Source organism: Cellulomonas sp. URHB0016 (assembly GCF_054057935.1).
Genome location: NZ_JBSRZU010000001.1, coordinates 2,493,326 through 2,508,439, shown reverse-complemented (window position 1 = coordinate 2,508,439; position 15,114 = coordinate 2,493,326). Strand labels below are relative to the sequence as shown.

Below are 15,114 nucleotides of genomic sequence, written 5' to 3'. Positions count from 1 at the left end.
AACGTTCGCTCGTGCGCCGGCGGACAGGGCTGCCAATGCGATGAGCCTCCAAACGCCCGCGCTCGTCCTACGTCCGCTTCGAGGCCGACGTGCCCACACAGTTCCCTGCACGGACGCACACCCACACCGACTACGCCGCCAAGGCCAAGGCGCACCCCGTCGGCGGCGCCGGCACCCACGAACGCGTCCGCCACGACCGCATCGACGACAACGGCAAGCTCACCCTGCGGATCCACGGCCGCTGCACCCCATCGGCATCGGACGAACCCACGCCCGGGCCCCCGTGATCATGCTCATCGCCGACCTCCAGGTCCGCATCGTGCACGCCCTCACCGGCGAGCTCATCGGCGAACTCACCATCGACACCACCAGGACTACCAACCCCAACAACGCAAACAGGCCGGACCCTGAGGGTCCGGCCTGCTGCCGATGTCCTGCAACATCACACTGTAGGTGGTTCCCGAAACTCGCTGACCTCCGGGGACGCGGTACTTGGCGCGGGCTCCGGCACACCTTCATGAGGGACCCGGGCACACGGCAATTCCGAGTAGACGCCCGGTGCTTCACGATGGTGGGTGTGCCTCGCGAGCTCGTCACCGCGACAGCCTCGCCCACCCAGCCGACAGACTGGCAGCCGACCGTGCGCCTGCCTTGCACGTTCCGGATCACCTGGTACGACCGGTGATACTGCGACCCGTCCGGCGGTTACTTTGGTGAGATCGACAACGTCTGCGATGAGGGACGCGCTGCACATCACGGTTTCACAGGGGTTCGACAGCTTCGACGTACGGAGGAGAAAGGCGTGTGCAACTCGCCGTCCAAGCAGGTGACGTTGATCGAGGCCATCTCCTTGACGCGCAGCAGCGGGGATTTGCGATTGTCGGTCAACACGTTCAAACGCTTCCTCGCGGCCGGTGCTGCTCCGAAAGCGGTGGCACGAAGACATGGAGAGCCGTTGTGGGACCGCCAGGAGATCACCGAATGGTCCCGGGAGCGGCTGCAAGCTCTCCTCGAGGACGACACCCGCAGGCTCCTGCGCGCCCTTCATCGGGACGCAGCGCACCAGACGACTCCGAACCTGACGTGCATGGACCTCGACACCACGCTCCCCACTCATCACGCCATCGTGCTCGCGGAGGAACGGCTGATCCGGCTGCTGGCGGACATCCGGCGCGATCACAACGCGCAGTGCGCACGCTTGGCGCGTCTGACGACGCATAGTGACGGCAACGAGGCACCGCGTCGTTCGCGCAAGCGTTGGCCGGTTCGGCGCCGCATCTATGCTTCCGACCCGACCACTCTGGCACGCGCCGCGATCGTCCGCCTGGACAGCATGGAAGAACTCGCCCGAGCCGACCTCGGAACATGTCGTGCCTGGCTGCACAACATGCTCGGGTGGGCGGAGGCAGAGGGGGCAGCCCGCCGACGAACGGCGCTGGAAGAGCAGCAGCTCATGGACGAAGAGCGTGAGCGCGCACTAGCGCTGGACGACCTGCGGTATTACGCGTCTGGTCAGGCCTTCGCCGACGAGGACGAAGCACGACTGTCGTCCGCCCTGCGAGGGAGCGTTCGCAAAGCGTCTCTGGCTCTGGGGGGTATGGACTTCGGCTATCACTGGCGCCAGGACGATACCGACGACCTATTCAGCGGCCCTCAAAGGGCGCGGACAGGGACGTGGCGGGTGTCGTGGCTCGAGCACAGCGGGGAACTGTACGCATGGAGCCGCCTTACGGACCAGGTCGTACTCATTGGCGCCGTTCGGGCGCGCTCGTTCGAGATGATCGAGTGGCTAGGTCCACTCGAAGGGCGCCAGAGTGAACGGAATTCACTCGCGCTGGTGTTTGAGGCCTACGAGGCGCAGCGACGGGCAGGGTTCCCTGCGTTCGAGCCCGACCCCTGACCTACCTGCCCGCCCAAGCTCATCGAAATCCGAGCCACGCCCGGACGCGCGTCCACCGGCCGGCGGAGGTGTCCTTCGGAGTCTCGCCCGCCTGTGCGGGTTCCAGGACACGGTCTCGGTGCTGCTCAACGAACAGCGGCGAAGCGACGATGACCCGAACGACGGGCAGGCGTTCCTCGCCGTGTGTCGTGTAGCCGCCGTCGAGTGTTTCTTTGACGTGCTTGACCTCGGCGATCGTCCGGATGCGGTGAGCGGACGAGGTCATCCCCCACATGTGGGACACAGCCGAGAAGAAGTTCCTCGGGTCGGGATCGCTTGCCGTGACCACTTCTTCCGCGGTGGCCTTCAGGATGTCGAAGATCGTGTCCGTTCCTGAACCGGAGCGGTTCACCATGTCGGTGCCGTTCCACTGTTCCCGCAAGTGCTCGCGGGACCCAGTCAGCACGACCCAGCTAGCGACGCCCAGTTCAGTCATTGGCACTTCGAGGAACCAGGTGGCGACCAAGGTTCCGTCACTTCCCGAGTCCCGCCGCAACAGCCCATAGCGGGCCTCGCCCACCAATTCGAACCAGTCCGCATATCCCAATGTGGGGTCCGCGGGGTCGATCAGATGCGGTTCGACTGCCCGGACTGCTGCAGAGAGCTGCTGGAGAACACCGACCGCGCTCGTCAGATCCGGACCCGAGCGAACCACTTCGCGTGTGACCGTTCCCTCCAGCGACGGGCTTATGGAGGCCACGCCCCTCGATGACAGGGTTGTCTTCTCAACACTGCTGCGCTCCGCCTCGCCGGTCGCCACGAGAAAAGAGATCTTGCCCACGCTCGCGTAGTAGGGCTGCATACGGACATCGTGGCAGGCGTCACGTACGACTGGAACGGGCTCCCGTGAGACCGACTGTCACCTAACCGTGCAACAGACCCCCGCGCAAGAGCCGCTCAGTCGGGGGCTTGGAGCTCGAAGCAGCGAGCCGGCTTGCCGCGCATGAGGTTGCCGAAGCCTGCGTCGTCGATGACATGGACGTGCCGACCGGTGACTCGCGTGACCTTTTCGATGAAGACGGCCTTCTGGCTGTACCGGCGTCGCTCGTCGGCCAACGGCCCGCTCCAGAGCTGTCCGTGCACGAGGACCGTCACAGCGTTTGACTCCCCGCGCGCCGGCCGACCGCCCATCCGAACTGTGTGGGTCTGCAGGTCACGACGAACCATGTGCTCGCCGGCGACGTAGGACGTCCCCGTGTAGAGGACGACCTCTCCGCGCAGAGAGGCGATCCATCCGGTGCAGCTCCCGGCATTTGTCACGACCCAGTCACCTTTCGCGCGTCGGCATCGTTCCACGACTCATGGCTTCGGAGCAGGACCGTGATGATCTCGAGTCGAGCAGGGGCGGCTATCACCACGAGTTCCCCCCGCACGTAGCGCTTCCGCCCGGGTTCGTAGTTGTCGGCGGTCATGGCGATCTCGTGGTGTTCGCATGCGTCGACGACGTCATCGGGTGCGAATCCGCGGGCATCGATGTTGCGCTGCGCGTGCGTACTGAAGGTCCAGCCGCGCAGCGTCCTCGGGCACGCGGCGCGCATCCGGGGGGCCTCATTACGGCCGCGCACATTATTTGACGGACCACTATCGGAACCTGCTGAATATTCGTCGCGGATCATATTTGAACTCCTCTAATTACGAGTCGAGGCGCCAAGTGCGTGAGCACTTAGCGCCTCTGATATCTGATATTTTGTCTGGCCGGATCAGCCACTCGCCAATGCTTGCGGCCGACTCCGCCAGAGTGCCCCACGGCACGGCCCTCGTCAACAGGCACAGGGCCATTGGGCCCGCGCGCTCTGCTTTCAACATCGCAATTCGTCGCCTCACCGGGGTGAGGCGACGATTCCTCCACTCGATCGCTGCAGGTCAGACCGCTCCAGTCGCGCCGCCAGCCTGCTCAACTCACTTCACCCCCGCTCGGCCGGGCCCGGACGAGGCGTACCGCGCGATCCGGCTGGCCATCACCGTTCCCCAAGGTCTCGCGCCGGCTCCAGTGGGCGCTGGCGTGTCGGCGACCCGACCGAGGTCATGGACCCGTCCATCACCGAGAGCACCGAGTTCGACTGAGTGGGCCTGCGACAGCGGGAACACCTGGCCGGTCGCACACGGCAAAGCAACTTCCCGAGCCCCTGGACCGCCACATCTGGACACGAGAGCCGACGTCGCCCGAATCGACGGGCGCCCGAGCTCCCGCCACCCGACCGGACGCCGAAAGCACGACGACGGCGCCAGCCCCGCGCAGCGGCTGCGCCACGCCCATGAGCGAGCACCGCGCCGAGCGATCGGGCGCGTGACGCGAGTCGCTACTGTCGTCATGCAGCGAGAAGGGGGGCCTTGGGGTGACGAGCCCTGTGCGACCCAAGTTTCGATTGACGTGCGCCGCGTGTCGGCGCGTCATCGGTCAGCAAGCCGACGTGTACGTCATCGACGAGGAGTGGCGCCGGCGATACCCGCGGAAGATGCCGGGCGTGATCATCTGCTCGGCGTGTTCTCAGAAACATGAGGACGAGTGCAGGCTGCCCAATGGGGCCTACGTTCGCGGGCACATCCTCGTCACACCTGTTCTAGTCGCCCTCGGCTATCCAGCCAGTCGGCGCGACATAGACCTGTGGAGCCACGTGCTCTATAGCGCAACCCAACGGGCCGCGGTGCAGAACGAACCTGCGTCTGGCATCGCGCAGGGCGCGCGCGACTACCTTGCAGCGCTGATCGACGACGACCGCTTCAACGCTGCCGTTCGTGCGCGCATCGAGAATGCGTTCGCTGCAACTCCTCGTCAACACTGAGTCGCGGTCCGCCAGACCAGGTCGGGCTTGACAGAAATGTCCGCGCGGACATCAAGATGACATGGGTCCTGAGTCTGCAAGGAGTCACCGGCCGGCAGGACCACATTCGTTGACTCGGTGAAGCAATGACCGCTTCGCGTTGATCTTGTCGCGTCGGATCTCGTCACGCGCAGACTCGGCGCAGCGGGAACGCCCGGACGTGTCGGCGCACAAGATCGAGCAAGTCAGGATCGCAGTCCGCTGTCCTCAGCGGTCTAACTCGGGCCGGTCACTCTTCCCCCAACTGGAACTCGAGGGCCTGACGGACGAGGCCGATCACGTAGGCGAAGTCGGAGTCCTCGTTGAGCGCTACCTCGGTGGGTCCGTTGCCCCAGTGACCCTTGTTGCTGACGTCCCACGCCTCGCCACGCTCGTCGTGGAGCGCCTCGAGGGGGATGTTCAGGCTCAGTCGCATCCGCGCCTTCTGAGGGACGACGTCGACAAAGTTCGTCTCGGCCTTGAACGCGACGTACACCTTCATGAACTGCCTGATGATGCCAGGGTCGAGTGCCAGGACCTCGGCGGAGAACTTCTCGAAGAGGGCCCGTCGCTGCGCCGGCAGCAGGTTCGGGTGGTCCTCGATCGAGAAGTCGGAGACCTCCCGCCGCTGCTGGAGCTCCGCGACGACGTCGTTGGGCAGTTCGGGGCGTCGCCAGATCGCGACAGCCTCGTTGGCTAGACGCTCGGCACGCTTCTCGATCTCGGTCGCGTTCCACTCGGTGAGCTGCCCGAGCCCTTTGTTCAGACGAAGTGGGCTGTCTTTGAACCCGCCCTCCATATCGCGCTTGATGGCGAACGGGTGGTCCGAGTACTCCGAGTTGTAGCCGGTGAGCGTGAGATTGCCGAGAGTGTGCAGGTGTTTGGCCTGCACGTCCTGCCAGTGCTCGCCGAGAGCCCCTCGCCACTCATTCGACAGGTTCTCGTTCTGGGGAAGGATGTGCTCGATCGTGTAGTCCTCGACTGTGACAGGCTCCTTGCGGCCGGTGTTTTCGAGCAGTCGTAGCAGGTACGAGCGCCGGCGGAAGTTGTACAGATCCGCCGTGACTAGGGCGTGTCGGAACTCCGCGTCGGTGGGAAACGCGCGGTAGCTCTTCATACCGAGGAACTGTGCCTTGACACTGTCGACGTAGTGGTCCTTGCGGACCCCGGCGCTGAACCCGGCGAAAGTTTTGTTCAGAGAGTTCGTAGGGATTCGGCACACCGCACGACGGAACACATAGGACGTGACCATCTGGACGATCTCGTGGAGTTCGTCGCGGTCCAGCGTCCCGAGTTCGTAGTCGGAGTAGGCCTCGAGGAGGAACGGGAACACGACGTCGGCGCGGATCTGGTCAAGGTCCTTGAAGGCGCGGCGCAGCTTGGCGTCGGTCTCCTTGCCGAGCGCCATCGCGGCGTACCTGCGGGCGTACTGCCGGAGCTCGACGACGAGGGACTGAACGGTCTCTCCGCTCGCAGTGAAGACGGTGGCGTGGCTCTTGAAAGCCTCGTAGATGTCGTCCTGGCGGGGGATGGAACCGGTCTTCATCGTGAGGTAATGGCGGACGAACTCGTCGAACTGTGAATCGGCCGCGCCGATGAACTCCTGTTCCATCGGGCGCCAGTAGGCGGTGTACAGCTTCTCCTGCTCCTTCGGGGGCAGGTCCATGAGCACGTAGTTGCGGATCAGGTCCGCCTGCGAGAGCTTCTTGCCCGTCGAGTTCATCGCCTCGAACACGAGCTGCGGGTTGTCGACGCCACGCTCGAGCTTCACGTCGACCACGACCAACTTGTCGAGGCCCCGGCACACGACGGCCAGATCGATATTAGGGTTCGACAACTTCTGCCGGAAGAAAGCGAAGTTGTCGACGACTCGGGTCACCAGGTCAGCAGAGGGCGCGACGCCCTCGAGGATGGCGATGAGCGCGTCCTTGTCACTCTGCGACAAGATCAGCTTGAACGCCCGCTCGCCGTCCTCGTCATCGTTCAAAAGGTATCGGTTGCGGATCTTCTTAGGCGCGAACCCGTCGATCGGCTCACGTTCGTTCTCAGGCAGCCCGTCCAGTCGCTCGGCGAGCGCGGCGAGGATCAGCGTCACCGTCGTCACTCGCTGCTGGCCATCGATGATCAGGTCCGGCTCTGCCGACGTATTGGTCGACTGCCCTCGCGCGACGTAGACGATCGAACCGGTGAAGTGCGCGCCGAGCTCTGCGCTCGAGCCGGCCCGCACAATGTCAGACCAGAGCTGCTCGCACTCGGGTTCCTGCCATGAGTAGAGCCGCTGGTAGATCGGCACGATGTACTGGCTGCTCGCTTTGAGCAGCGTCAGCAGGTGCGAGTCGACTGCCTTCATCACTGCTCCTCAACGATCCGCTGGGGTGGCAGGGAGTGGACAAGCACCGGATGGCAAGTGCAATGGAGCCTTCTCAATCGTGCGTCGACCGTCATTCGGTTGCCGTCTCTCCCTTGACCGCCATCCATGCCACGAGCCGGACCTCGTGCTTCTCGACCGAGGGCAGCGGTTCGCGCGGCGGCGCCGCGATGACGCCAGCGGCGTCGAGCACCTCGGTGACCTTGGTGACCTGTTCCTCGGCGGTCCGACCCTCCGCGAGGGCACGCCGTACCGCCCTCGCGACCTTGACCGGAGGCACACTGCGAAGCCGCCGCAACAGAGCGGTTCTCGCCTCCCGGTCGAGGTACCGGCCATGTGTGCGGATCAGTTCGGTCGCGTCACGGAAGGCTGCGGGCACGTCCGGCTCGAACGCGTTGGGATCCGTCATCCCCGTCCAGGTGGCGTGGACGTCGTCACGTGCGACGGACCATGCGGCGAAGGCTCGGGCGTACACGTCCTCTGGAAGCCAACGCTCACGAACGGGCGTGACCGGATCAGCGACCCGGAGCGAGATGAGCGTGTCAGCGGAGACGAGAGGAACGCCATCGGTGCTCCGGCGGACGTTCCAGGCATCGTCAGCCGCGACGTAGCGGAACCACGGCTTCGCCTCGGTGCCAATCCGCACGCAGAACACGTACCCGTTGCCCCGAACGCCCTCACTGACGAAGCCCGCGCCGGATCCGTACGGGAGCGCGAGCACGTCGGATTTCATGGTCGCATCCACCTGCACAGCGTCGAAGAGTCGCCGCCGGTACTCCTCTCCGGAGAGCGACGCCGAGGAGCCGCCGTTGTCCAGAAGCTGCGCGAACTGGTCCATCGCGGCGGCGTCATTGAAGTTGATCTGGCGCCCTGTCACGCGGCCAGGGAGGACGTCGCCAACACCGACGGCCGCATCCGCGAGGGCGAGCTTGCGGTCGATCGTCTCTTCGAGCCGAAGCATCTCGTCGAGTCGCCGCGCCGGGAAGAAGAGCCCGAGGTGAACGTAGTCGTGCTTGGACCCGATGCGGTCGACTCGGCCGTGACGCTGCACGATCCGCATCGGATTCCACGGCAGGTCGTAGTTGATCATCTGACCGGCTTGCTGGAGGTTGACGCCTTCGGCGAGTACGTCGGTGGTCAAAAGGATGTCGAAGAGGTCCTCGTGGACGGGCTTGCCGTTGACGCGCTCGCTCGCGGTCTCTGGAGCGAAGCTACCGATCACGGTGGCGCGGCCGCCTTGGTCGACGCCCCCGGTGGCACCGCGGGCGAGCGTCCTGGCGTAGGCACCCATGATCGGCTCGGCGACTCGCCCCCGGTAGTCCGACAGGGCCGAACCTGGTGGTGCGGCGTTGATCGCGGCGACTACGGCGTCATGGACAGGGATCACCGTGTCAGCGAAGGCCGAGAAGACCACCACCTTGCGCCGGTCGCGCCCGGAGACGCCGCGAGCGTCGATCCTGCGCGCGGCCTCCGCGATGCGCGCAAGCTCGACCACGAGCGCGCCGACCTTCGACATCAGCCGGGGGTCAGCGAGGGCGACGGTATCGACGCCTGCCGCGATCGCCGCGGTGAGCTCCGTCGCCTTGCGCTCGCTCGAGGTGACAACGCCATGCGCCAGCGCGTGCAGGCGCCGCAGCAACTCGATGTCGGAGGTGACGTCGGCGGTGAGCGCGGTGAGGTGGTAGCCCGCGGCGGCTTCCGGGCGCTCGTCGACGTCGAGTGTTTCGACGAACGCGTCGAGGTCGTCGCTGTCGGACGAAGTCCAGTCCGCGAGAGCGTCGCCCTGAAGGACGTAGCCGCCGGCCAGGGCCGTGAGGAACGCCTCGTGCGAGGCGATCATGCGTTCCAGGGACGCCGTGAGCGCTTCGGGGCTCGACTCGAGACGCTTGAGCAGGCCGGAGCGGAGGAGACCGGCGTTGGTGATCTGGTACGTCGCGAGGTCGTGGTCGAGCGTGTACCAGCTCGATAGGTAGCGGGCGAGCATGAGGCGCTCTGGGTCGACGACGCGCTGCGCCCACGCGTTGGGCTGGTGCGGGTCCGTGGGGTCGTCGAGTGCCCGGACCATGGCGTCGATGAGGGCCGCGCCCTCGTCGTCGATCGGATAGTCGATCCGTCGCGGCTTCGCCTGGGGGAATCTCAGGGTGGTCAGTCTGCCGTCTGGGCCGGTGATCGTCTCGTTGGGGTAGTGCTCTTTCACGAACTTCCGAGTGCGGCGGACTGCGACCTGGTCCATCAGGTCGAACAGGTGCTCCGGGGTCAGGTTCGCCGGGTCGACGTCCTGAGCGGCGCGAATGTACTTCTTGATGGATGGGATGCCGATGCCAGCGAAGCGAGCGTCGTCCCGGATGAAGTACTTGACGAGGGTCTCTAGGTCCGCGAGGGAGTTGTTGACCGGCGTCGCGGTGAGGAGTACGACCTTCTTCGGGCTCGCCCCCGCGGCAATTACAGAATCGATCGCGGCGGAGCGCTGGGCTCCAGCGTTGCGGAGGTTGTGTGCCTCGTCGACGACAATGAGCGAGTAATCGTCCATCTTCGCCGCAAACACGGCGTCGTACGTTGACAGCGTCGGGTCGACCTGGTTGCGCACCTTCTCGTACGAGTAGATGTCGACCCACCGGGAGAACCGCGAATCGTCGAGGAACGGAGCCCACATCGAGGCGACGAGCGCCGCAGGGGCGACGATGAGTACCCGCTGCCGGTTCGCCGATGCCCGTGCTATGACCTCGCCGGCGAGGTATGTCTTGCCGAGGCCGACCTCGTCGGCGACGAGCACTCCCCCGTTTTCGTCGAGAAGTCGCTCCATCCGCGCGACGCCATCCGCCTGGAATTGCGTCAGCGCGAGAAGTGTGCGCGAGTTCGGCTCTTCCTCGGCGATCGCCGAGCCGTACAATTCCCAGAGCATGCGCAAGTAAATCGTCCACGGGGCGTGCGGGTCCCACAAGCGACCGTAGAGACCGGAAAGGTCGTAGGGCTCGGAGCGGGCCCAGTAGTGCTCAAACCACTCCGACACCTTGGCGGCAGCGTGGGTGCCGCCCATCGTGCCGAGGTTGAGCTCCGCGTTGTGGGCGAGGCCTCCGTACGTGAGGTTCGACGACCCGGCGAGCGCCGCCTGGGCTGGGCCGTCCTCGACCAGATATGTCTTCCCGTGGAGGAACCCGCGCGTGTACCGGCGCACCTCGACCCTCGCGGACCCGCTGGGGTCCATCGACTCAAGCCATCGCACCATCCGCCGCGCCTCCTGCGTCGGCGTGTAGTCGAAGCCCATCGTGTCGCGCTCGGCCTCGAGCCACGCCTGATGACGGCCGAGAGCGGCGTCACGGCGCTCGACGGCGTCGGAGTCGCCCGCATTGACCGAGCGGACCGACTCGGCGTCCGGCTCGGCACCAAGCAGGAGCCGAACTCGAGGAGCCCGCTCGAGCTCGTCGGCGATAAGAACGAACCCGGCCGGGTTGATGTACGCCGTCGCAATCGCGACCGGCGGCGCGACCACCTTGTTCTTGCGCGCCGACACGAGCAGCTCGTTGACCTTGTCAGCGACGGTCTCGTCGAAGACGCCATCCAGAGGATTGGTCGCGAAGTCAGGCAAGCCGGTCATGCCTGGGACCTCCAGGTCCGGAAGTGGGCGAGAACGGTCGTAAGGCGCGGCTGGTAGTCCCAGCCACGGTGGAACGTCGCGAAGATGTGGACGAGCTGCTCCTCCGTGAGCCCGTAGCAGAGCGCCACGAGGGCGTCTAGCTCGGCGACGAGATCGTCCTTCATTGCCGGGGACGTCACGGAGCCGACGGGGACACCGACCTCGGCGGCCCAAGGGGCGTAGCGGACGTCGACTGCGGCAAGGCGGCCTGCGATCTCGACGACGCGCGTTCGCACCGGGCTCGCATCGTCAAGGCGCGGAACGGGTGCGCCGAGGAGGATCTCAACGGTGGCATGGTTCTCGACGACGAGCCGCATGAACCAGTCAAAAACCACGGTCGAGAGCACGCCGAGTACATACGCCTCGTCGGCCGAGCTTCCGGCGCGAAAGAAGAGGTAGTAGGCCTGGTGGACTAGAGCCGTCTCCGGCGGAACGAGCGCGGCGATGCACGTTCTGGAGTCAGTTGCGCGCGCGGTGTCTCGCCACGCTATCCGAGGCCGATGGAGAGGCAGACTTTGGGGATCCTCCACAATCGCCGCGGCAAGCCCGTAGAAAGCCGACCGCTTCAACCTCGCCTGGTTGAGGCGCTTCGCGAAGAGGGCTTCTTCAACCGCCTCCGGTGACGCGCACGCGTAGGTCGATCCTGTCGCTGGGTTCCAGATGTTGAACGAGTCGCCTTTGTAGACCGGGATGGATCCAGGCGTCGCACCCGAGAACGAGAAGCGGTGTTTGTCGTCAGTAGCGTGGAACTCCCGGAGCCCTCGGACCGACAGTCGCTGATCATCGTGATCCAGACGCGGGAACCGCCTCATCTTGCGGAAGATGCCTGCCCCGGCCGCATCCGGGATCAGTGGGAACGCTGCAGAGGCCGACCAGGTGACAAACTCCGCTCCCGGCACCTCCGCCGCGGTGCCTGCCCCGGTGAGAAACTCACGCTCGCTCGCGAATGGGCCAGCGAACCGAACGATCGGCTCTCCTCCCTTCTCGATTACCGTGAGCCCGACCGTCCACTGCGGGTGGACATCCGGGAAAGCCCAGCGCTTGTTGTTGAGCAGGAAGCACACGTCAGCGAACGACCCGTGAGCCAGAACGTGGTGACGCCACTCCGCCATCGCGGTGCCCGAGTGCGCAGACCGCGGCAGAACGATCGCCGATCGGCCGCCGCTTGCGAGGAGCTGCCAGTTCCGCCAGCAGAACGCCTGGAACAGGTCCGTGTCGATCATCGATCGACCGACGTTGAGACCTGCGGAAAGGATCCTCTTCATCGCGTCCGCGCGGGCCGCCTCGGCCTCGTACTCCGCAACAAGATCGGGGCGCTCCGCACGGCGGGCCGCGATCATGGCCTCGGCGTCGGCCTGCCTCGCGCTCCGAATGCCCGGGAACCTGGCGCCCCACCACGCGTGCTCCTCGACCTTGACCTTCTCCCACGGCGGGTTGCCGAGGAGAACGTCGAAACCCGGGTTCTCGCGGACGAACACCTCGGGGAAGAGCACGGGCATGTGCGCCGGCAGAAGCGGTGCGACGATCTCAGTCGGCTCGGTCGTCTCGGTGAGACGTCGGAGCGTCGCCTCGTTGGTGATACTTGTTGTCCACTTGCCGAGCCGGACCGCGACCGCGGCGTCGAAGAGCCGTGCGATCGGCGCGGACGCCTCGCGCGCGGCCGCGAGGTGCGTGGCGGCAGCCTCCACCTCGGCCTTCGTCGCCTCAGAGGCGTTGGCGACGTCGAGCAACAGCGGGATCACCTGGTCGAGGTGCTCACGGAGCAAGGCACGGATAGCGGCCTGGTAGCCGACGTTCACCTTCGCCCTAGCCACCGGGCGCTTCGAGGTGAGAGCGAGCTTCGGCTGGGCGCCGCCGAAGAGAGCGTCCTGTGTGGGGGCGAGACCACCATCGTCGGGCGCGAAGGCTTCACGGGGCTCAACCACCAGTGTGGTCTCAGCGACCTTGGCGAGCGCGTCTACGGCCTCGTCGATGGTGCCTATGCCCGTGAGGGAGTTGGCGCAGACGAGTCCGTGGTCGAGGTTCGACATAGGCAGGCCGGGTACGAAAGTGTGGATCCACAGTGCGAGGCGAGCGAGCTCGACGGCCATGAGGTTAATGTCGATGCCGTAGATGCAGCGGCGCGCGATCTGGCGGCGAAGGAGCCTTACCTCGTCGACGTCGAGCTTGGCGACATCGTCGGTCCCGAGTGCCTCCTTGGCGACCTCGGCGAGGCGACGCAGCTCCTCGGTCACTCCGGGGACGGAGTGCTGGGTGAGGAACGTGCGCATGAGGGCCTCGATCTTGTCGATCGCGGCGACAAGGAAGTGGCCCGACCCCATGGCGAGGTCGGCGACGCGGAAGTCGAAGAAGTCGCGCGCTGCGGTCGCACCGTCGCCCGCACGGAGGTGCGCCGCGATGCCGTCCAGGTGCTTCGTTAGCGCGGGGACGATTGACCGCTCGATGAGGTGGTCGACGACGACCTTGGGCGTGAAGTACGAGCCGGTCGCCTTCCGCTCGCCCGAAGCCGAATGAAAATAGAAGCCGCCCGCTCCGACAAGCACGTCGTCGCCGTCCTTCGCGGCAACCCAGGCGCCCTTCGAGTCCTCGGTGAGGTCCTGATCCGCGTGGGACAGCGACGACTCAAGGAGGCCCTCGTAGATGGTGCCGAACTCGCGCACCGACAGAGACCGGAAGTCGACGAGGCCGTCCGTACCGTCCTCGGTGCGGTCGACGAGGAGCGAGCGCAGCGCTGGAGCGAGCACCCTGTCGGGCAGCTCGATGCTCGCGATGAGCGCACCGTCCGGCGAGCTGTCGGCACCGGACGCGAACAGCCCTCCGTTGTACGCAGGGACCTGCCATAGAGGTTGTCCTTTGTCGATCGCGAGCCAGACCTGCTCCAGGTCGCGCCAGAGGATGGCCGAGTCACCAAACTCGAGCTCACCGGCGTTGAGCAGGCGGCGCCCCTGACTCTTGAGCGAGTTGGCGTCGAAACCTTCGTTGCGGCCGGCGGGCAGCAGTCCGCGGTCCTCTGCGTACGCCTGGAAGAGGAGTCTGAAGAGGATACGGAGCGTTACTTGATACGCCGTCGACAGGCCGTCGGCGTCAAGCACGCGACCCTGCTTCGCGAGCTGGTGGGCGACCTCGACGGCGACCGGCGGGACCACCTCGCCGTAGACGCGCTCGCGGAGCCGCTTGCCGAGCGCTGTGGCATAGCGGGCGGAGTCGGCGAGGATCTGGTCTGTACTACCGGCAGTCGCGAGCGCTGCGGCGGAGAAGACGAGCGGGAGGAGGGCAGCGTGGTCGGCGTCGATCGTGGCGAGGTCGATCTCGAAGTACGTCTCTGTCTGGCCCTTGGCGCCCACTCCGACGCCGTCGCGGCCCGGGTAGAGCCGGATCTGGTCTTTGCGGATCACCACCAGCCAAGGGAGCTCCTGCTGCTGGGCGATCGCGAGACCGTAGGCGACCGGTGACCCACTCAGGCGAGCCGACTTCTGGTCGAACTGCTCGGTCGCATCAATGAGGACCGCCACGGCGCGCGGGGGGTGACCGTCGCTCCTGAGGAGAAGCGCGTTCGCGGTGTGGCGAATCGTTTGGAACCCAAGCGCCTTGATGAGGTTGGTGTCCCGCTGGGACAGAATCGCGCGGCCCGCCTCACCGAGGGTCGCCCAGTCCGACCGCGTCCTAAGACTCGTCATCACGTGGTGAGTCGCAAACAGCCCAGAATTAGTGAACCCGGGCGCAGTCGACTCGTACGCCCTGCGGAAGTTCGCGAGCCGTTCGGAAGCTAGCTCGACGTCCGGCTCGGCCAGCGCAGACTGAAGCAGCCGCCGGGCCGCCTCGACCGTCAGCTCGACGGTCGATGCCTGCGGGTCCGGGCCCAAGAGGTAAGCGGTGTCGCCGTGCGTGACCGCAACTACAAGGGTGATCTGACGACGACCCCTGCGTGCCATGTAGAGCTCTCGAAGTGCCGTCCGGGATGGGATCGCGACGGCCTCCGCTGTCGCAACCTGGAGACTGCCGAGCCCGTCAGGATCGGGCCCAAGGAACACGGCCCGTGGAGTGATCCCCGCGGCCGCCTCAGGTTGCGTCCACGACACGCACCGATCCGCATCCAACTGCACTGTCGTCGTCCCCCTCAAACGCACATGCCGGTTCGCCCCGAGAGGGCCCAACCAGGCCTATCAATCACTCAGCCTGCAGGTCCGATTCGAACCCATCCGCTCCGCCGGCGTGTGCACCCCGCCACTCCGCTCACCTGGACGTCCACGGTCGGCGTACCCGATGCCCGCAGACCCTCGTCGGCATTACGCCGTCCGCAGGCACGCCCAGATTCGCGGCGATGACATCAGCAAACGTCCATCACCGAGACATCACCGCCTTCTTTCCGCAC

At 65.9% G+C, this 15,114-nt stretch carries 9 protein-coding genes; 3 read left to right on the top strand and 6 right to left on the bottom strand.

Features of this window, described 5'->3' with window-relative positions:
• The first annotated feature begins 89 nt into the window (after positions 1 to 89).
• Positions 90 to 287, top strand: coding sequence for a hypothetical protein (locus ACVW07_RS11545; protein ID WP_456819385.1), 198 nt, complete (start codon positions 90 to 92; stop codon positions 285 to 287).
• 515 nt (positions 288 to 802) lie between these two features.
• Positions 803 to 1,900, top strand: coding sequence for a hypothetical protein (locus ACVW07_RS11540; protein ID WP_456819384.1), 1,098 nt, complete (start codon positions 803 to 805; stop codon positions 1,898 to 1,900).
• A 19-nt stretch (positions 1,901 to 1,919) separates the two neighbouring features.
• Here the strand turns inward: ACVW07_RS11540 and ACVW07_RS11535 are convergent, their stop codons facing one another.
• The 3 genes from ACVW07_RS11535 to ACVW07_RS11525 form a co-directional block, all read right to left on the bottom strand.
• Complete coding sequence (locus ACVW07_RS11535) at positions 1,920 to 2,741, bottom strand: DUF7019 family protein (protein ID WP_456819383.1); 822 nt, start codon at positions 2,739 to 2,741, stop codon at positions 1,920 to 1,922.
• 95 nt (positions 2,742 to 2,836) lie between these two features.
• Positions 2,837 to 3,034 carry a hypothetical protein gene (locus ACVW07_RS11530; RefSeq protein WP_456819382.1) on the bottom strand — a complete coding sequence of 66 codons (198 nt, stop codon included), beginning with the start codon at positions 3,032 to 3,034 and terminating at the stop codon, positions 2,837 to 2,839.
• A gap of 161 nt (positions 3,035 to 3,195) precedes the next feature.
• On the bottom strand, positions 3,196 to 3,555 hold the full coding sequence (locus ACVW07_RS11525) for a hypothetical protein (protein WP_456819381.1): 360 nt from the start codon (positions 3,553 to 3,555) through the stop codon (positions 3,196 to 3,198).
• 795 nt (positions 3,556 to 4,350) lie between these two features.
• Between ACVW07_RS11525 and ACVW07_RS11520 the strand changes: the two genes are divergently transcribed.
• On the top strand, positions 4,351 to 4,722 hold the full coding sequence (locus ACVW07_RS11520) for a hypothetical protein (protein ID WP_456819380.1): 372 nt from the start codon (positions 4,351 to 4,353) through the stop codon (positions 4,720 to 4,722).
• Between the two features lie 268 nt (positions 4,723 to 4,990).
• On the opposite strand, the gene ACVW07_RS11515 is transcribed toward ACVW07_RS11520, so the two are convergent.
• From ACVW07_RS11515 to ACVW07_RS11505, 3 genes are all read right to left on the bottom strand, one after another.
• Positions 4,991 to 7,090 (bottom strand): GmrSD restriction endonuclease domain-containing protein, encoded by a 2,100-nt coding sequence (locus ACVW07_RS11515; protein ID WP_456819379.1) that lies wholly within the window; start codon positions 7,088 to 7,090, stop codon positions 4,991 to 4,993.
• A gap of 91 nt (positions 7,091 to 7,181) precedes the next feature.
• On the bottom strand, positions 7,182 to 10,703 hold the full coding sequence (locus ACVW07_RS11510) for an SNF2-related protein (RefSeq protein WP_456819378.1): 3,522 nt from the start codon (positions 10,701 to 10,703) through the stop codon (positions 7,182 to 7,184).
• Positions 10,700 to 14,821 carry an Eco57I restriction-modification methylase domain-containing protein gene (locus tag ACVW07_RS11505; RefSeq protein ID WP_456819377.1) on the bottom strand — a complete coding sequence of 1,374 codons (4,122 nt, stop codon included), beginning with the start codon at positions 14,819 to 14,821 and terminating at the stop codon, positions 10,700 to 10,702. Before ACVW07_RS11505 ends, ACVW07_RS11510 begins: the two co-directional genes overlap by 4 nt.
• Between the last annotated feature and the right edge of the window lie 293 nt (positions 14,822 to 15,114).